General features: G+C 62.5%; 15 protein-coding genes. 5 read left to right on the plus strand and 10 right to left on the minus strand.

Annotation, left to right across the window (positions count from 1 at the left end):
* Positions 1-4: 4 nt before the first annotated feature.
* Complete coding sequence (locus ACIPIJ_RS05885; RefSeq protein WP_401073731.1) at positions 5-1,207, minus strand: CmpA/NrtA family ABC transporter substrate-binding protein; 1,203 nt, start codon at positions 1,205-1,207, stop codon at positions 5-7.
* A gap of 128 nt (positions 1,208-1,335) precedes the next feature.
* Between ACIPIJ_RS05885 and ACIPIJ_RS05890 the strand changes: the two genes are divergently transcribed.
* Positions 1,336-2,361, plus strand: coding sequence for a quinone-dependent dihydroorotate dehydrogenase (locus ACIPIJ_RS05890; RefSeq protein ID WP_401073733.1), 1,026 nt, complete (start codon positions 1,336-1,338; stop codon positions 2,359-2,361).
* A 97-nt stretch (positions 2,362-2,458) separates the two neighbouring features.
* Here ACIPIJ_RS05890 and rmf read toward each other — a convergent pair whose 3' ends face one another.
* Positions 2,459-2,674 (minus strand): ribosome modulation factor, encoded by a 216-nt coding sequence (gene rmf, locus ACIPIJ_RS05895; RefSeq protein WP_003248687.1) that lies wholly within the window; start codon positions 2,672-2,674, stop codon positions 2,459-2,461.
* A 563-nt stretch (positions 2,675-3,237) separates the two neighbouring features.
* On the opposite strand from rmf, the gene rlmKL reads away from it, so the two are divergent.
* Both rlmKL and ACIPIJ_RS05905 read left to right on the plus strand, forming a co-directional pair.
* Positions 3,238-5,430 (plus strand): bifunctional 23S rRNA (guanine(2069)-N(7))-methyltransferase RlmK/23S rRNA (guanine(2445)-N(2))-methyltransferase RlmL, encoded by a 2,193-nt coding sequence (gene rlmKL, locus ACIPIJ_RS05900; protein WP_401073736.1) that lies wholly within the window; start codon positions 3,238-3,240, stop codon positions 5,428-5,430.
* A 95-nt stretch (positions 5,431-5,525) separates the two neighbouring features.
* The gene (locus tag ACIPIJ_RS05905) at positions 5,526-7,913 is read left to right on the plus strand and encodes a diguanylate cyclase (RefSeq protein ID WP_401073739.1); all 2,388 of its coding nucleotides are present in this window, start codon (positions 5,526-5,528) and stop codon (positions 7,911-7,913) included.
* A 69-nt stretch (positions 7,914-7,982) separates the two neighbouring features.
* On the opposite strand, the gene dacB is transcribed toward ACIPIJ_RS05905, so the two are convergent.
* The gene (dacB, locus tag ACIPIJ_RS05910; protein WP_401073741.1) at positions 7,983-9,446 is read right to left on the minus strand and encodes a D-alanyl-D-alanine carboxypeptidase/D-alanyl-D-alanine-endopeptidase; all 1,464 of its coding nucleotides are present in this window, start codon (positions 9,444-9,446) and stop codon (positions 7,983-7,985) included.
* A 187-nt stretch (positions 9,447-9,633) separates the two neighbouring features.
* Between dacB and ACIPIJ_RS05915 the strand changes: the two genes are divergently transcribed.
* Entirely contained in the window at positions 9,634-9,978 is a 345-nt protein-coding gene (locus tag ACIPIJ_RS05915) for a YggL family protein (protein WP_401073744.1), read from the plus strand.
* Positions 9,979-10,017: 39 nt separating this feature from the next.
* Here ACIPIJ_RS05915 and ACIPIJ_RS05920 read toward each other — a convergent pair whose 3' ends face one another.
* The 7 genes from ACIPIJ_RS05920 to ACIPIJ_RS05950 all read right to left on the minus strand — a co-directional run bounded on the left by ACIPIJ_RS05920 (position 10,018) and on the right by ACIPIJ_RS05950 (position 17,296).
* On the minus strand, positions 10,018-13,617 hold the full coding sequence (locus ACIPIJ_RS05920; RefSeq protein WP_401073747.1) for a transporter substrate-binding domain-containing protein: 3,600 nt from the start codon (positions 13,615-13,617) through the stop codon (positions 10,018-10,020).
* 8 nt (positions 13,618-13,625) lie between these two features.
* Positions 13,626-14,246: a response regulator gene (locus ACIPIJ_RS05925; protein WP_401073749.1), complete on the minus strand. Its 621-nt coding sequence runs from the start codon at positions 14,244-14,246 to the stop codon at positions 13,626-13,628.
* 278 nt (positions 14,247-14,524) lie between these two features.
* Entirely contained in the window at positions 14,525-15,856 is a 1,332-nt protein-coding gene (locus ACIPIJ_RS05930) for a deoxyguanosinetriphosphate triphosphohydrolase (RefSeq protein ID WP_401073752.1), read from the minus strand.
* A 99-nt stretch (positions 15,857-15,955) separates the two neighbouring features.
* Positions 15,956-16,285 (minus strand): hypothetical protein, encoded by a 330-nt coding sequence (locus tag ACIPIJ_RS05935; protein WP_401073755.1) that lies wholly within the window; start codon positions 16,283-16,285, stop codon positions 15,956-15,958.
* Positions 16,282-16,656, minus strand: a complete 375-nt coding sequence (locus ACIPIJ_RS05940; RefSeq protein WP_401073758.1) for a phage holin family protein — start codon at positions 16,654-16,656, stop codon at positions 16,282-16,284. Before ACIPIJ_RS05940 ends, ACIPIJ_RS05935 begins: the two co-directional genes overlap by 4 nt.
* Before the next feature lie 9 nt (positions 16,657-16,665).
* The gene (locus tag ACIPIJ_RS05945) at positions 16,666-16,980 is read right to left on the minus strand and encodes a YqjD family protein (protein WP_401073760.1); all 315 of its coding nucleotides are present in this window, start codon (positions 16,978-16,980) and stop codon (positions 16,666-16,668) included.
* A 133-nt stretch (positions 16,981-17,113) separates the two neighbouring features.
* Positions 17,114-17,296, minus strand: a complete 183-nt coding sequence (locus ACIPIJ_RS05950) for a hypothetical protein (RefSeq protein ID WP_401073763.1) — start codon at positions 17,294-17,296, stop codon at positions 17,114-17,116.
* Here ACIPIJ_RS05950 and ACIPIJ_RS05955 point away from each other — a divergent pair.
* The gene (locus tag ACIPIJ_RS05955) at positions 17,295-18,503 is read left to right on the plus strand and encodes an ammonium transporter (RefSeq protein WP_401073765.1); all 1,209 of its coding nucleotides are present in this window, start codon (positions 17,295-17,297) and stop codon (positions 18,501-18,503) included. The two genes, ACIPIJ_RS05950 and ACIPIJ_RS05955, sit on opposite strands and share 2 nt — an antisense overlap.
* Positions 18,504-18,515 lie beyond the last annotated feature (12 nt).

The raw sequence follows: 18,515 nt of genomic DNA on the forward strand, positions 1-18,515 counted from the left end.
ACCCTCACAGACCGATACGGGCATCGGGCGTATCGCCCAAGGCATGCAGGCTAAAGCTGCGCGCATAGCCATGCGGATCGCTGCCGTCCCAGCGGCGGCCGTCGATCAGCAGGCTGCTGCGCATGGCGTGCGCAGGGCAAGGGACTTCCAGCGCGTCGGCGGCCTCGCGGTACAGCGCCAGCTGCTGCACCTGGCCGGCCACGCCGAGGTAGTCGGGGTCGTCGCGCAGCAGGCCCCAGCGGCGGAACTGGGTCATGAACCACATGCCGTCGGAAAGGTAGGGCACAGTGGCCCGGCCCTGGTCGAAGAGGCGCAGGGCGTGATGGTCCTGCCAGTGGTGACCAAGGCCGTCCTGATAGGCACCGAGCAGGCGCGGTTCGACGGTTTCAACCGGCGTATCCAGGTAGGCGCTGCCGCTTAGCAGTTGCGCGGTACTGCGGCGGTTTTCCTGGCTTTGTTCGATGAAACGGCTGGCGGCGAGGATGGCTTTGATCAGTGCGCGGGCGCTGTTGGGGTACTGTTCGGCAAAACTGCGGGCACAGGCCAGGACCTTTTCCGGGTGGTCGGGCCAGATCGACTGGCTGGTGGCCAAGGTGAAGCCCTGGCCCTGGGCCACGGCAGCGGCGGCCCAGGGCTCACCGACACAAAAGCCATCGATACGGCCGGCCTGGATATGCGCGGCCATCTGTGCCGGCGGCACCACCACGCTGTTGACGTCGTGCAAAGGGTGGATGCCCTGGCTGGCCAGCCAGTAATACAGCCACATGGCATGGGTGCCGGTGGGGAAGGTCTGGGCGAAGGTCAGTCTCGCACCATGCTGGTGCACCAGGCGTACCAGTGCTTCAGGGCTGGTCACGCCCTTGCGCTGCAGGGCGGGGGACAGGTTGATGGCCTGTGCATTCTGGTTCAGCCCCATGAGCACGGCCATGTCGCTGGCCGGCACGCCGCCAATGCCAAGGTGCACGGCATAGACCAGGCCATACAGGCAATGCGCGGCATCCAGCTCGCCGCTGGCCAGTTTGTCGCGCAGGCTGGCCCAGGAGCCCTGGCGCTTGAGGTTGAGGGTCAGGCCATGTTGCTGGGCGAAGCCCTGAGTGGCGGCAACCACCACCGAGGCGCAGTCGGTCAGGGCCATGAAGCCGATATCGAGGCTGGGTTTTTCCGGCGCGTCGCTGCCGTTCACCCATGCCAGGGCTGATGTATTCACGTAGATCCTCGCCTGTACGGATTAGGCAGTGTGCAGGCGATATAGCAACCCATGTGCCAAGGCCCTGTCATGGCGCGCGCGCGCTGGCTATAATCGCACCCTCACTCCCGCCCGAGCCTTGCCCGCCCATGTATACCCTGGCCCGCCAGCTGCTGTTCAAGCTTTCCCCGGAAACCTCCCATGACCTGTCACTGGACCTGATCGGCGCCGGGGGCCGCCTCGGGCTCAATGGCGTGCTGTGCAAGCAGCCGGCTGCGCTGCCGGTGAGCGTGATGGGCTTGAACTTCGCCAACCCGGTTGGCTTGGCTGCCGGCCTGGACAAGAATGGCGCGGCCATCGACGGCTTTGCCCAGCTGGGTTTCGGTTTCGTCGAGATCGGCACCGTGACGCCGCGTCCGCAGCCAGGCAACCCGAAGCCGCGGTTGTTCCGTCTGCCCGAGGCAACGGCGATCATCAACCGCATGGGCTTCAACAACCTGGGTGTCGATCATCTTCTTCAGCGGGTACGTGCTTCGCGTTATGACGGCGTGCTGGGCATCAACATCGGCAAGAACTTCGACACCCCGGTAGAGCGCGCAGTCGATGACTACCTGATCTGCCTGAACAAGGTCTACACCGAGGCCAGCTACATCACCGTCAACATCAGCTCGCCGAACACCCCGGGCCTGCGCAGCCTGCAGTTCGGCGACTCGCTCAAGCAACTGCTTGATGCGCTGGCCGAGCGCCGCGAGCAGCTGGCCGGCGAGCATGGCAAGCGTGTGCCGCTGGCGATCAAGATCGCGCCAGACATGAGCGATGAAGAAACCGCGCTGGTGGCGGCAACGCTGATGGAGTCGGGGATGGATGGGGTCATCGCCACCAACACCACGATGGGCCGTGAAGGCGTCGAAAGCCTGCCGCATGGTGGTGAAGCGGGTGGCTTGTCGGGCGCGCCGGTGCTGCAGAAGAGCACGCATATCGTCAAGGTGCTGGCGGCCGAGCTGGGTGGCAAGATGCCGATCATCGCCGCAGGTGGCATTACCGAAGGCCGACATGCGGCTGAGAAGATCGCCGCCGGGGCAAGCCTGGTGCAGATCTATTCCGGTTTCATCTACCAAGGGCCGGCACTGATCCGTGAAGCGGTGGATGCCATCGCGGCCATGCCGCGTGCATAATAGACGGGCATAAAAAAGGGCCCCATCAAGGGGCCCCTGGGCCGTGGCCCGCCGCCCGGATGGGGCGTGCATGGTAACTCGAATTCAGTGTCCTCGATCAGCCAACGGCGTGATTTTCGTTGAGTCTATGGATGCCAGCGGTGCCAGTCATTCCGTCCCAGTTATCACCGCGACCTTCTCGCCAGCCGTTAATCCAGGCTTGGCGAACAGAAGGAAGATTGAAAGGGCAAAGTTCGCGGGATTTGCCGGTGACCCCGTATTGGTAGCCACGTGAATATGCTCTTTCCAACGGATCACGCTTAAGTCTTCTCATAGGGTGTTGCCCTCACTTGTTGACTGTAATGTCCCGTCGGCCTCTCCGAGGCCGGGCAGAGTCTTTCTGCCGGTTTGCGCCCGCTGCCGGCGTGGCGGGCTGAAGGTGCCGCCTCGTTGCGAAGCGGCCTGAGACCAGTTCTAACGAATGCAGGTCACCGAGGGAATGATCGATTTGTCATAAGCACGTAACGTTTCCAAGGGTGAGGGGATAAGTAAATAAATGCGACTCAACCTTGTTTGGCGTTGAGCCCGCTATGATCGGGGTTTGCCCAACCCTTGACGTCATTTCGCCAGCGTTGCTGCGAGGTGACAGAAATAATTGGTAATGCGACGAAGGGTCACATCAGACCCGAAGTTGCCAGAAATTTTTTGCACTGCCTGATGATCTAAGCTGTTTCTGCCACTGGCGAGAGCAGATCGATCAGGCGGCCCGGCCCGTCCGCTGCGCACATTGCGCGCAGGGGCGGCCACTCGGACGCTTGCTGGAAGGGCGTTCGGGCAAACATCGGCGGGGCGATGCGTCGCCTCGTCACTTAAATAGCCCAAGGCTCTGGAATACTCATGTCGGACCGTTTCGAACTCTATCTCACCTGCCCCAAAGGCCTCGAAGGCCTGCTAGCCGAAGAGGCCAAGGGCCTCGGCCTTGATGAAGTGCGTGAGCACACCTCGGCCCTGCGCGGCGTCGCCGACATGGAAACCGCCTACCGCCTGTGCCTCTGGTCGCGCCTGGCCAACCGGGTGTTGCTGGTGCTCAAGCGCTTCAACATGAAAAACGCCGACGACCTCTACGATGGCGTCAATGCCGTCGACTGGGCCGATCACCTGGCGGCCGACGGCACCCTGGCGGTGGAGTTCAGCGGCCATGGTTCGGGCATCGACAACACCCATTTCGGTGCGCTCAAGGTCAAGGATGCGATCGTCGACAAGCTGCGCAACCGCGAGGGCTTGCGCCCCTCGGTAGAAAAGATCGACCCGGACGTGCGCGTGCACCTGCGCCTGGACCGTGGCGAGGCGATTCTCTCGCTCGACCTGTCGGGCCACAGCCTGCACCAGCGTGGCTACCGCCTGCAGCAAGGCGCCGCGCCGCTCAAGGAAAACCTGGCAGCGGCGGTGCTGATCCGTGCCGGCTGGCCACGCATCGCCGCCGAGGGCGGCGCCCTGGCCGACCCGATGTGCGGTGTGGGGACCTTCCTGGTCGAAGCGGCGATGATCGCCGCCGACATGGCACCGAACCTCAAGCGCGAGCGCTGGGGCTTCAGCGCCTGGTTGGGCCATGTACCGGCCACCTGGCGCAAAGTCCACGAAGAGGCGCAGGCGCGCGCCCAGGCCGGCCTGGCCAAGCCACCCCTGTGGATCCGTGGCTACGAAGCCGATCCGCGGCTGATACAGCCGGGGCGCAACAACGTCGAGCGCGCCGGCCTGGGCGACTGGATCAAGATCTACCAGGGCGAAGTCGCCAGCTTCGAGCCGCGCCCGGACCAGAACCAGAAAGGCCTGGTCATCAGCAACCCGCCGTATGGCGAGCGCCTGGGTGACGAAGCGAGCTTGCTGTACCTTTACCAGAACCTCGGTGAACGCCTGCGCCAGGCGTGCATGGGCTGGGAAGCGGCGGTGTTCACCGGCGCGCCGGAGCTGGGCAAGCGCATGGGCATCCGTAGCCACAAGCAGTATGCGTTCTGGAACGGCGCGCTGCCGTGCAAGCTGCTGCTGTTCAAGGTGCAGCCTGACCAGTTCGTCACCGGCGAGCGCCGTGAGGCCCAGGCCGAAACCACCGACACACGTCGCCAGGCGCCGGTGGCCAATGAGCCGGCACGCCTTTCAGAAGGCGCGCAGATGTTCGCCAACCGCCTGCAGAAAAACCTCAAGCAGCTGGGCAAGTGGGCACGCAAGGAGCAGGTCAGCTGCTACCGCCTGTACGATGCCGACATGCCCGAGTACGCCTTGGCAGTCGACCTGTATCAGGACTGGGTGCACGTGCAGGAGTACGCCGCGCCGCGCTCGATCGACCCGGAAAAGGCCCAGTCGCGCCTGCTCGATGCCTTGGCCGCCATCCCACAGGTGCTGGGCATCGACCCGCAGCGCGTGGTGCTCAAGCGCCGCGAGCGGCAGAGCGGCACCCGCCAGTATGAGCGCCAGGCCACCGAGGGGCGCTTCCAGGAGGTCAACGAAGGCGGCGTGAAGCTGCTGGTCAACCTCACCGACTACCTCGACACCGGCCTGTTTCTCGACCACCGCCCGATGCGCATGCGCATCCAGCGCGAGGCCGCCGGCAAAAACTTCCTCAACCTGTTCTGCTACACCGCTACGGCCAGCGTGCATGCGGCCAAGGGCGGTGCGCGCAGCACCACCAGTGTCGACCTGTCGAAAACCTACCTGGACTGGGCGCGGCGCAACCTGTCGCTGAACGGCTTCTCCGAGCGCAACCGCCTGGAGCAGGGTGATGTGATGGCCTGGCTGGAAGCCAACCGCGACAGTTACGACCTGATCTTCATCGACCCGCCGACCTTCTCCAATTCCAAGCGCATGGAGGGGGTGTTCGACGTGCAGCGTGACCACGTGCAGTTGCTCGACCTGGCCATGGCGCGCCTGGCCCCCGGCGGCGTGCTGTATTTCTCCAACAACTTCCGCAAGTTCCAGCTCGACGAGCACTTGGCGGCGCGTTACGCGGTGGAAGAGATCAGTGCCCAGACCCTGGACCCGGACTTCGCCCGCAACAACCGCATCCACCGTGCCTGGCGCCTGCAATTGCGCTAAATGGGACGAGTTGCATTGCATCACTAGTGGCCAATAGCTATAACTCAGCACAGGGCCAGAATGTTCGCAGGACGCTGACGTGATGAGATCGATCTATGTCGAAGGTGCGTGCGAAGGTGCTGGGCTTGTTCAGCGAGGCGATGGCTGCTTGGGCCGTGGCGTTGGTGGCGTTGGTGGCCGGCGGCTTGCTGTCGGTTGCCCTGGCGCTGGCCACTCAGGCGTTCTACAAGCAGCAGCTGCGCCAGCGCTTCGAGTTGCTGGCCAGCGAGCGCTATAGCCGCATCGCCGAGCGCTTTGACGACCAGGAGCAGCGCCTCGACGGATTGCGGCGCTTCTTCAGCTTCTCCAACGAAGTCACTCCAGGCGAATTCGATGGCTACGCGCGGCCTTTGCTGCGCCGCACTCAGGCTTACTCCTGGGCGCCGCGGGTCGAGGGCATGCAGCGGCGCGACTTCGAGCGCCAGGCCAGTGCCGCATTGGGCCAGGCCTATGTGATCAGCGATCTGGACAGCCAAGGTAACTGGCAGCCGGCAGCGCCCCGTGATCACTACTTCCCGGTACTGTATACCCAGGCCACCCATCAGCAGGGGCAACCCTACGGGCTGGACCTGCGTGGCCAGGTGACACGCGAGCAGACCCTGTTGCGCGCGGTGCAGCCCGGCAGCATGGCGGTTTCCGCGCCGCTGGACATGATCAATGTGGTACCGGAATACACCCGCGGGCTGTTGATGGTGGCGCCGGTATTTTCCAACGCCCATCCCGATGGCCCGCCCGCAGGCTATGTCATGGCATTGCTCAACCTGCGGCAACTGATCACCGACGGCTTGCCGGCCACCGCCGAGGACAACCTGGTGGTTCGCATCGTCGATTCGAGCGGGCACAATGGCCGGGAAGTGTTGTTCGACTCACAGAACTCGCCTGCGCCACTGGCGTTGCTCAGCACACAACTGCTGCACCTGGCCGACCATCACTTCCAGCTCGATATCCGCCCGAGCCAGGTGTTCTTGCAGGGCAACCGCTCCTCGGCGGCACTGGCAGTGGGCTTGCTCGGCGGCCTGTTGAGCCTGCTGCTCAGCGCCTTGCTCTACAACCTGTTCAGTCAGCGGCAACGGGCGCTGACCCTGGTCGAGCAGCGCACGGTCGAGCTGCGGGTCAGCGAGCAGTCGCTGCGCGAAACCCATAACCAGCTGCGCAGCGTGCTCGATGCGGCCACCCAGGTGGCGATTATCGCGACCAGCCTCAAGGGCGTGGTCAGTACGTTCAATGCGGGGGCTGAACGCCTGCTGGGCTATTCGGCCAGCGAGGCGATCGGGCAGCTGCAGCTAGAGGACCTAGTGCTGCCTGAAGAGCTCAACCTGCGTGCCCACGCCCTGAGCATGCGCTACGGTCGGCCTATTGCCGGCGGCCAGGCGATGTTTGCCGAAACCATACAGGAGGGCGGCGCGGAACCCGGCGAGTGGACCCTGGTACGCAAGGATGGCAGCCAACTGTTGGCCAACATGCTGGTGACTGCGGTGCTCGACGAGCAGGGGCTGTGGGTTGGCTACCTGGCGATCTGCATCGATGTCACCGAACGGCGCCGTGTGCATGAGGCGCTGGCATTGCGTGACCGTCTGCTGGAAAAGCTCAGTGCCGAGGTGCCGGGCGGCATCTATCAATACCGCCTCGATGCCGATGGCCATTCGTGCTTTCCATATGCCAGCCAGGGGCTGTTCGATATCTACGAGGTCGATCTGCAACGGCTGCGCGAGAATGCCTCGGCGGTGTTCGAGCGCATTCACCCCGATGACCTGGAACGGGTACGGTGCTCGGTGCGTTACTCGGCCGAACACCTTTCGCCTTGGCGCGAGGAGTACCGGGTGTGCCTTCCCCGAGCCGGGTTGCGCTGGGTGCGTGGCGAGGCGACGCCGGAGGTCGGGGAAAACGGCTGCACGCTCTGGCATGGCTACCTCACTGACATTTCCGACCTCAAAGGCGTGGAGGAGGATTTGCGCACGCTGTCAGTGACCGACGCCCTCACCGGTATCCATAACCGTCGCTACTTCCAGGACCGGCTCAAAGTCGAACTGGAACGCGCTCAGCGTGATGGCCAGGACCTTGCGGTGATCATGCTCGACATCGACCACTTCAAGCGAATCAACGACCAGTTTGGTCATGCGGTGGGCGATCATGTGCTGCGCAGCCTGTGTCAGCGTATTGGCCAGCGCTTGCGCCGTACCGACGTGTTCTGCCGGTTGGGTGGGGAAGAGTTCATGGTGCTGTGCCCGGGCAGCACTGCCGAGCAGGCGCGGCTGTTGGCCATGGAATTGTGGCAGGGAGTGCGCAACGTGCCGGTCGAGGGCGTGGGCAGGGTGACCGCGAGTTTTGGCGTGGCGGGGTGGCGGCCGGGGGAGGGGGCCGATGCCTTGCTGCTGCGTGCGGATGCCGGCGTGTATGCGGCCAAGCAGGCGGGCAGGGATCGGGTTGAGGCGGAGTTGGGCTGAACGATGTCAGTGCAGTACGAGCCTCTTCGCGGGTTTATCCGCGAAGAGGCCGTAGGGGCTACCTAGCAATCAAGGTTTTGTCGCTGCCGTACTGTTACCTGCCTTCGGCTGGCGGTACAAGTCGAGCAGCACCTGGTCCAGAACCTGCGAGGCACCCCATGGTTTGGGGTCGTTGAGGATCGCCGAAACCGCCCAGGTATTGCCGTTGCTGTCACGGCTGAAGCCGGCGATGGCGCGCACGGTGTTCAGGGTGCCGGTCTTGATGTGCCCCTCACCGGTCATGGCAGTGCGCTTGAGCCGCTTGCGCATGGTGCCATCCATGCCCACCAGCGGCATTGAGCTTATGAATTCGGCCGCGTAAGGGCTGTTCCATGCCGCCTGCAGCAGCGCCGCCATCTCGCGGGTGCTGACGCGTTCAGCGCGTGAAAGGCCCGACCCGTTCTCCATCACCAGATGCGGTGCGGTGATGCCTTTTTTCGCCAGCCATTGGCGCACCACACGCTGCGCTGCACGAGCATCGTCGCCATCGGCGTCGGTGCGGAACTGCGCGCCAAGGCTCAGGAACAGCTGTTGGGCCATGGTGTTGTTGCTGTACTTGTTGATGTCGCGGATCACTTCCACCAGGTCGGGCGAGAATGCCCTGGCCAGGAGGCGGGCGCTCTTGGGCACGTTCTCGATGCGGTCGCGGCCCTGGATGCTGCCACCCAGCTCATTCCAGACCGCGCGCACGGCGCCAGCGGCATAGGTCGAGTGATCGAGCAGCGACAGGTAGGTCTGCGAATTGCAGCCATCACCCAGCTGGCCACTGACCACTACGCTGATACCGTCTGGCTGAGGTACCGGGTTGTAGCGTACGTCGCCACTGCATTGCTTGGAGGCCACGGCCTTGACCTGGTTGTCGATGCGGATGCTGGCAATCGGTGGCTCGACTGCGATGGTCACCTTGCCGCCATCGTTGCGTGCGACGAAACGCAGGGCCTTGAGGTTGACCAGCAGGGAGTCCGGCTTGACCAGGAAGGGTTTGTTGACGTCGCCGCCGTCATCGTCGAACTGCGGCAGGTTGGGCTGTACGAAGTGGCTGCGGTCCAGTACCAGGTCACCCGTGATGGTGCGTACGCCGTTGGCGCGCAGGTCGCGCATCAGCAGCCACAGCTTCTCCATGTTCAGCTTCGGGTCACCGCCGCCCTTGAGGTACAGGTTACCGTTGAGCACACCGTTGCTCAGGGTGCCATCGGTGTAGAACTCGGTTTTCCACTGGAAAGTCGGGCCAAGCAGCTCAAGGGCCGCATAAGTGGTGACCAGTTTCATGGTAGAGGCCGGGTTGACCGACACATCGGCATTGAACACGGTAGCGGTGCCGGGGCCGTTGAGCGGCAGCATCACCAGCGACAGCGCGGTGTCCTGCAGCTTGTTGGCCTTGAGTGCCTGCTGCACCTTGGGTGGCAGTGAGGTATTGACGGCCGCGGCCTGGCTGGGCAAGGCGAAGGGCAGGAGCAGGCCGACGAGAACAAGGGGACGGAGCGTTTTGATCATAGGAGATTGATACCCTGCGCACGAGGGGGAAAGACACTGGGGCTGTAAGAGATGATGACCCCATGACGAAATATAGTGCGCATTATGCCCCAAGCGCATCGCTCATGCGCCACGTTCGACGGAAAAGCGCCCTTGCACTGCGGAAACTGTTAAAGTGCCGCGCGTAATTACTCAAGAGGATTGTTTCATGGCTACCAACCGTTCCCGTCGTCTGCGCAAGAAGCTGTGCGTTGATGAATTCCAGGAGCTGGGTTTCGAACTGAACCTGGGTTTCAAGGAAGACCTGTCTGACGAAGCCATCGATGCCTTCCTCGACGCCTTCCTGGCAGAAGCCATGGATGCCAACGGCCTGGACTATGTCGGCGGCGATGATTTCGGTCTGGTCTGCCTGGCCAACCGTGGTTCGGTCAACGAGGAGCAGCGCGCTGCAGTCGAAGCCTGGCTCAAGGGCCGTAGCGAGCTGACCACCATCGAAGTCAGCCCGCTGCTGGACGCCTGGTATCCGGAAAAGCCGGTCAACCCGGCTTCCTGATGCACGCCTGAGGCAGGCGCCCGGTCGGGCGCCGCTTCATCAAGCCTTGGCCAGCTGCCTGGCCAGGGCTTTTTCTACGCGGCGCATATGCCGCGCCAAAGCCTGCCGCCGCATTTTGAGCTGTGATGTGGGCAAGTCGCTTTCCCCCAAGGCCTCACAGGCCGCCATCATGTCGAGTGCCTCCAGCATCCGCGCCGCGCTGAGGATCTTGTGTGCCTGATCGGCAATGGCGGGTGCCTCGCTTTCTGGGGCCAGGCCCATGAGCTGGGCCAGGTCCTGTTGTAGGCTCAGGTGCAAGGCGCTCAAAAACCGATCTCGGTCTTTGCGGTTGTCGCCAACGATGCTGTGCAAGCCATCGAGTTTGAACAAATTGCTTGAGTTGGTCCGGTTCAGCTGCGGGGCAATGCCTGCCAGACGCAAGCTGAGTGCGCGCAGGCTGATGGGTTTGAGCAGGCAGTCATCCATGCCGGCACTGAGGCATTTCTGCCTGACTTCGGGCTGTGCGTTGGCGGTATATCCCAGGATGATGCAGCGCGGGCGCCCGCTCCGGCGTTCTTCGGCGCGCAGGGCAGCGGCAAGTTGATAACCGTCCATGTGCGGCATGTTGCAGTCGAGAACCACCACGTCGAAATGCCCTTCACGCCATTTGCCCAGGCCTTCGCGGCTGTCACTGGCGGTGGATAGTTTCAGGCCCAGGTAGCCCAGTTGTTGCGCCATCAGCAGCAGGTTGGCTGGATGGTCGTCTATTACCAGCACGGTCAGTTGCGGGTCGGGCGCCTCGACGTATTCCGCCTCCGGCACCGGGGGCGGTGCGTCGACGCGTTGCAGCGGCAACACCAGTCGAACCTGGGTGCCGAAATCCGGCAGGCTCTTGATGCTGAGGGTACCGCCCATCATTTCGCTCAGGCTGCGGCAAATAGCCAGGCCCAGGCCCGTGCCTGCACGCGCGCCCTGGCTATGTGGGTTGACCTGAACGAAGGGGTTGAACAGACGCTGCACGTCATCGTCGTGAATACCGATGCCGCTGTCACGTACCTCCAGTTCCAGGTTGGGTGGCGCATCCGCACTCTCGCGCCCCAGGCCCAGGCTGATGCGCACCTGGCCGTGCTCGGTGAACTTGATGGCATTGCTGATCAGGTTGGACAGGATCTGCTTGAAACGCAACGGGTCGAGCAGGGCATGGCAGTGGGTCTTTGGGTCGATGACGATGTCGTAAGCCAGGCCCTTTTGCCGCGCCTGGCCATCGAATACGCGGCCGACCGATTCGACCAGCGTCGCCGGCTCGACTGGCTCCGGAGCGATGGACAGATGCCCGGATTCAATTCGCACGATATCCAGAATGTCGCCGATCAGGCCCAGCAGGTCTTTGGCCGAGTGGTGGGCGACCTCCAGCGAGGTGCGGTCGATCTGCCCCTGATTGGCGCGTTTGACCGCCAGCTCAAGCATGCCGATGACCGCGTTCATCGGGGTGCGGATCTCGTGGCTGATAGTGGCCAGGAAGGTGCTCTTGGCGCGGTTGGCATCATCAGCCAGTTGCTTGGCCTGGCGCAGTTCCTGCACCAGCTTGCGGCGCTCGCTGATGTCGATCCAGCCGCCGATGATGCCCTGCACTTCACCCAGTGAATCACGGTAAGGCAGGATCCAGTGGTAGATGGTGATTTCGTAATCCTTGAGCCGCAGTGGGCGGTCGATGATCAGCGGCACGCCGGCGGCCATCACCTGCAGATAGTCGGCGTGGATCTGGCGGGTGTGCTCGTCCGCGCAGAACAGGCTTTCTTCCAGGCGCTTGCCGAGCACTTCGTCGAGGTTGGCCTGCACCGCCTGCAGGTAGCTGTCGTTGCAACTTTGCAGGCAGCCCTCGCGATCGCGCACGTACATAGGGTGCGGGGTGCCGTTGAGCAGTGCGCCCATGAATTCCAGCTGATCATTCAGGGCGCGTTCGGCTTGCTGGCGCTGTTTGATCTGGCGGCGCAACCGGGCGTTCCAGACCAGTGCCAGAAACAGAAGCAGGCCGGTACCCAGCAACACTTGCAGAACCCGGCGCCGAACGCCCTGCCAACTGCTGTCATCATGGGGGCTGTAGCCACGCCAGCGATTATTTATGGCGCCCAGTTCTTCTGGCGAAATGCTCAAGAGCGCCTTGTCGAGGATCGAGGCCAGCTCCGTCGCCTGGTCGGTCGTGGCCATGGCGAAATTGGCCGGTTCGCTGCCTACGGTGCTGCGAATGACCAGTTTGGTGTTGCCGGCCAAGGCGTGGCTGGCATCGATCAGCGTGGTAATCACCGCATCCACCGCACCGCTGCTTAGCAGGGCCATGGAATAATAAGGGCTTTCGGTCTCGATCCAGCCGGTCTGTGGATAATGGGTTGCCAGCATTTTCGCCATCGCACTGTAGCGGGTGATCGCAATGCGCCGCCCGCGCAGTTTATCCAGTGAGGTGTACTGAGCGTTTTCACTGCGGGTGACCAGCACGTTGGCACTTTCGAGGTAGGGGCGGCTGATGTGCAGGCCCTCGTCGCTCATTTGGTCCACAGCCAGTGCGGCGATCATGTTCACTCGCCCGTCTTCCAGGCGGCTTATCATCTCGGCGATGCCGTTGGCCCGCTGTACTTCAAAGCGCAGACCGGTGCGCAGGCGTATGAGGTCCAGAATGTCGGCGGTTATCCCGCGGAAATGGCCATTGCTGTCGAAGTAGGACAGCGGTGCCGCGGTCTCGTCTATGGCCACTTGCATGATGGGATGGGCGCGCAGCCACTGCTCTTCCGTCGCTGTAAGTTGCAGTTTGCGATCGGTCAGCAGCAGGTCGCCGCCGGCGCCCCAACGTTTGAAAATGCTGGTGCGCACGGTGCTTGGCTGCTGGTCGAGGGTGGCATTGACCAGTGCCCTGAGTTCAATATCCTGTGCGCGCATGGCGAAGCTGAAGCCGACATTTTCGTGCTTGCCGAAGCTGGCCATGCGCAAGCGGGGCAAGTGGCCGCGATTGAGCTGGTAGTGGGTCGAAATAGTATCGCCAATGAAGACATCGGCCTGCCCGAACGCCACTGCGTTCAGGGCTTGGGTCGACGACCCGAAGGCCAGCAGTTCGGCCTTTGGGTACACGCTGCTGACCTCCTGTGTGGGCAGGTAGTGGTACAGCATGCCCAGGCGCATGCCGTCCAGGCCGTGGTTGAGCGCACGGTTTTCGTCTTCGCGGGTTACCAGCACTGGCTGGTCGATCGCATACGGGTGCGATAGCGCCAGGCCTTCGCTGGCAGCCTCATAGCCGTTGGCACTGCCGAGCAGGTCGATATCGCCTCGCTTGAGCGCCTGCACCGCCGCCTGACGGCTGGGGTAGCGCAGCACGCGTATCGGCAGTTGCAGGGCTTTGCCTATCAGGTTGGCATATTCGGCGGTGAGGCCTTGGTAGTCTCGCCCACCACTGGTGATGTCGAATGGCGGGTAATCCGGAGCCGATGTACCCAGTACCAGATGCTGGCGGCCGTGCAGCCACTGCTTTTGTGGCACTGTAAGTTGCGGGTGCAAAGGTGGCGTGGAAGCGCGGGCCAACAGGGTATAGGGCATCACATCGGGCGGGGAGGCCTGTATTCCAACGCTGGTCAATGCCAGCGTGAAGGCCAGGCAGGCAATGATTCGCGGCATGGCTAACCTCAGACCAGCGCGTTGCGTTTGGCCATGTCGATAAGATCGACCAAGGTATCGACTTGAAGTTTTTGCATCAGTCGCTTTTTGTAAGTGCTGACGGTCTTGTTGCTCAGGAACATCCCTTTGGCAATTTCCTTGTTGCTGCGCCCTTGGGCAAAAAGTTGTAACACCATCAGTTCCCGATCATTGACCTGTCGGAAGAGCCGCAGGTCGGTGTCAGCATTTTCGTGGCCGTTATGGATGGCTTGGCTCGGGAAATAGTTGTATCCAGCGAGTACGGCCTTGATCGCGCTGAGCAGTTCACTCAAGTCTTCCTGCTTGCACACATAACCTGCGGCGCCTGAATGCATGCAGCGCACGGCAAACAGCGCCGGCGATTGCGCGGTGAGGATCAGTACCTTGAGGGGCAGGGCCATTGCCTGGAAACGCGAAAGCACTTCAAGGCCATCCAGCTTGGGGATGCTGATGTCGAGAATCACTAGGTCCGGGAGGGTTTCGCGAATCATCTGCATGGCGTCCACGCCATTGTCCGATTCGCCGACGACTTTATAGTTCTGGTTTTCAAGCAGCATACGGACAGCAAGGCGAATGACCGGATGATCATCGACAATAAATACGGAGTGCATGTTCAACTTCCCTGCGGCGGATGACGAGGTAGGATGCACCTTAACCCAGTTGCAACTGATCCGGGGCGCGAGGGGTGGCGATTAACCGTATATGGGAAATGACTTACAGCAGAAAACAATAAGGGCTACGAATTGTAATAAAGTGATTCTGTTTGGAATGATGTGGGTGGTTATGTATTGAATCTTGAATGGTATGTTTAGAGGCTAAACAAATTATGTAGGAAGTTTCCTTCAATAAGTGATGACGCACACGGAGGGTGTGCGGCAATTGCGCAGATTCAGGTCGGACTGGAGCGCCCGGTCATCTCCCGGGCCATCTCGCTGGCATAGCTGTCGGTCATGCCGGCAATGAAGTCGATCATGCGCAGGAAGGCGTTGTGCAGCGTGTCATGGGGATGAGGGGCGTTATTGCCGATCAGGTCGAGTACGCGGCGGCTTTTGAACGAAGGGGTGCGCCCACCCTGTTGCTCGAGCGCTGCAGCACAGAAGTTGTTGAGGAGAATCTCCAGCGTGGTATAGGCGCCGATTTCGTGCAGTGTCTTGCGTTTGTCCTGAAAGATCTTGTTGCGTGCCATGTTTTTGGCTTGGAGCACGCAACGCTTCGCCGGGCCGTGCATGTGCTCGACCAGGTCGCCACTGAGCTGCCCGCTGAGCAGTGCCTGCTGCTGTTCGACGAAAGCCTGGGCGGCGGCGTTGGTCAGGTGCTCGATGGCCTTGCCACGCAAGATGGCCAGCTTGCGCCGGCGGGAATCTGCAGGGCCGAGCTGGCGATAGGTTTCAGGCAGGTCATCGCCGACCAGGTCGAGCAGCAGCGCCTCGACTTCAGCGTACTGCAGCAGCTCCATTTCCAGGCCGTCTTCCAGGTCGATCAGCCCGTAGCAGATGTCATCGGCGGCCTCCATCAGGTAGACCAGGGGGTGACGTGCCCAGCGTTGCGGCTCGAGCAGCGGCAGGCCGAGCTTGTGGGCGATCTGTTCGAGTAACGGCAGTTCGCTCTGATAGCAGCCGAACTTGTGCTTCTTGTAACCGAGCGCATCGGCATGCCGGGATGTCCAGGGGTACTTGAGGTAGGTGCCAAGGGTTGCGTAGGTCAGGCGGGTACCACCATCGAACTGGTGGTATTCAAGCTGGGTGAGCACGCGAAAGCCCTGGGCGTTGCCCTCGAAGTTGAGGAAGTCGGCGCGCTGGTCGTCGTTCATGTCATCCAGCCAGCCACGCCCTGCAGCCTGCTGAAACCAGTGGCGGATGGCATCTTCGCCGGAGTGGCCAAACGGAGGGTTGCCGATATCGTGGGCCAGGCAGGCGGACTGCACGATCATGCCCAGGTCACTGGGTTCGCACCAGTCCGGAAGGCTGTCGCGCAGCGTTTCGCCGACCCGCATGCCGAGTGACCGGCCAACACAGCTGACTTCAAGTGAGTGGGTCAGGCGCGTATGGATGTGGTCGTTACTGGATACCGGGTGGACTTGGGTCTTGCGCCCCAGGCGCCGGAATGCACCTGAGAAGATGATCCGGTCATGGTCCTTGTGGAAGGGGCTGCGCCCCAGTTCTTCGGGGCTGTAGAGGGCTTTGCCCAGGCGTTCACGGGTGAGCAGGGTGTGCCAGTCCAAGGCTCGGTCTCCTGTCGATCGATGGGCGTAGCTTCACGTGTCGGCGAGCGCTGTGCAAGTGGCAAATCTGCACCGCATAAGGGGTATGCGGTGCAGGCCTCAAGGGCGCCGCCCGCCCTGCAGGTACAGCCTCACCAGCGGCAGCAGGCTGCTGCCCAGGCGTACCAGGCGCGACAGGTTACCGCTGCGCACGCCCTTGCCGGTCAGGAAACCCAGCGCAACCACTGCGCCAATGCCCCACAGTGGCGCATGCTTGATACCCAGGCCATCCTGCAGCGAGCCGCCCACGCCGCGAAGGCGGTGGAGAGGCTCGAGCATTTGTCCCGATTCGACGCGGATCTGTTGGCGGTGCATTTCCATGCGCAGGCGCAGCAAGGCCTTGCGCAATTCCCTTGGGTTACGGGTATTCGGCAGTTCAGGCAGGCTCATGGCAGCAGGCGCTCCCGATCCTTCGCAAGTTCTTCAAGGGTGGCGCCGAACGGCGACGACTCGTCGAACACCGCCGCCTTGAGCCGCAGCCCACAATACAGTGCGGCCAACCCGTAGAACACGCACAACCCAATGATGCCGGCCAGACGATAGCTGTCCCACAGCATGACCAGCAGCAGCCCTGACAAGGCGGTCAGCAGCAACAGCGCGAATACCAGCGCAAGGCCTGCGAACAGCAGCAGGCTCAACGTGCGGCCTTTCTGCTCCTGCAGCTCGATACCGAACAATTCGATGTGGCTGTGCAGCAACCCCAGCACGGCGGCGCCGAGGCGCCTGCCCGAGGCGCCGGTGCCAATGGCGTCATTTTCCATGGGGGCTCCTCAGCGCCGATTGGCCAGCAGGCCGATCAGCAGGCCGACACCTGCCGCAATGCCTACGGCTTGCCACGGGTTTTCCTGTACATAATGCTCGGCACTGCCGAGGGCCGCCTGGCCGCGCTCACGCACCGAGTCCTGGGTCAACTGCAAGGTTTCCCGGGCCTGGGTCAGGCGGTCGTGGATCTGTTCACGCAGATCATCGGCTTGATCGCCCGCCAGGTTGGCGGTGTCGGCCAGGAGTTTCTCGGTGTCGCGGACCAAGGCCTGGAAGTCAGCCATCAATATCTCTTGTGCAGTCTTTGCCGATTTGCTGGCCATGGTGCTCTCCCTGTGTAGGTGTGTTGGTAGTTCGAGTTACCCGACGCGCGGAAGGTTCACTGCGGTCGCTGGTATGGGCCTTGCTAATGAACGTTGCCACAACGCGGGGCACAGACCGGAGCGTTGCGCCGATTCAGGGCGCCGACCCCGGCAGATACCGATAAACCTTAACCCAATCCACGACAAACCCAAGAAAAAACCACGCAGGCTTCGCCCGGTTGGCCGCAACAGGGCAGTAGGCTGGCACCGATTCGGTGCAGGGATGCAGGTTCTTGAACTGTCCTGGTGCCTTTTTCAGCAGGTCTGCCTTCTTCATGGAAAACATGCACAGCGCAATGGACTCTCTGGTCCACGGTTCCAATACCCTGTTCATCCTCATGGGCGCGATTCTGGTGCTGGCGATGCACGCCGGCTTCGCATTCCTCGAAGTAGGGACCGTGCGCCACAAGAACCAGGTCAACGCCTTGTCGAAGATCCTCAGTGATTTCGCCATTTCGGCCCTGGTGTACTTCTTCATCGGTTACTGGATCGCCTACGGCGTTAGCTTTCTGCATCCAGCGTCAGTGCTTGCCGCTGACCACGGTTACGCGCTGGTAAAGTGCTTCTTCCTGCTGACCTTCGCCGCGGCGATCCCGGCGATCATTTCCGGTGGCATTGCCGAGCGTGCACGGTTCGAGCCTCAGCTGTGTGCCACCGCGTTGATCGTGGCATTCATCTATCCCTTTTTCGAGGGGGTGGTGTGGAATGGCAACTACGGTGTTCAGGGCTGGTTGAATGCCCGCTTTGGCGCGCCGTTCCATGACTTTGCCGGCTCCGTTGTGGTGCATGCGATGGGCGGCTGGCTGGCGCTGGCGGCGGTGCTGCTGCTGGGGGCGCGGCGTGGGCGCTACCGCGACGGCCGGCTTGTGGCCTTTGCACCGTCGAGCATTCCGTTCCTGGCGCTGGGGTCGTGGATCCTGATCATCGGCTGGTTCGGCTTCAACGTGATGAGCGCCCAGACCTTGCAAGGTGTCAGCGGGCTGGTGGCGATCAATTCGCTGATGGCTATGGTTGGCGGCACCTTGGCGGCCTTGTTGGCCGGGCGCAACGACCCGGGCTTCCTGCACAACGGTCCATTGGCAGGGCTGGTGGCGATCTGTGCAGGCTCTGACCTGATGCACCCGATTGGCGCGTTGGCCACTGGCCTGGTAGCCGGTGTGCTGTTCGTCTGGAGCTTCACCGCGGCGCAGAATCGCTGGAAGATCGACGATGTACTGGGTGTCTGGCCGCTGCACGGGCTGTGCGGCGTGTGGGGCGGCATTGCCTGTGGCATCTTTGGCCAGACGGCCTTGGGCGGCATGGGCGGCGTCAGCCTGGCCAGTCAGCTCCTCGGCAGCCTTGCGGGCGTAGTGGTCGCGCTGCTCGGTGGGTTTGCCGTCTACGGCGTGATCCGGGCGGTGCATGGCCTGCGCCTGAGCCACGAGCAAGAGTTCCAGGGCGCGGACTTGTCGCTGCACCGTATCGGCGCCACCAGCCAGGATTGAGCGAGGTCAGGT

The sequence above is a fragment of the Pseudomonas sp. NPDC087185 genome (genome assembly GCF_044744955.1).
GTDB lineage: Bacteria > Pseudomonadota > Gammaproteobacteria > Pseudomonadales > Pseudomonadaceae > Aquipseudomonas.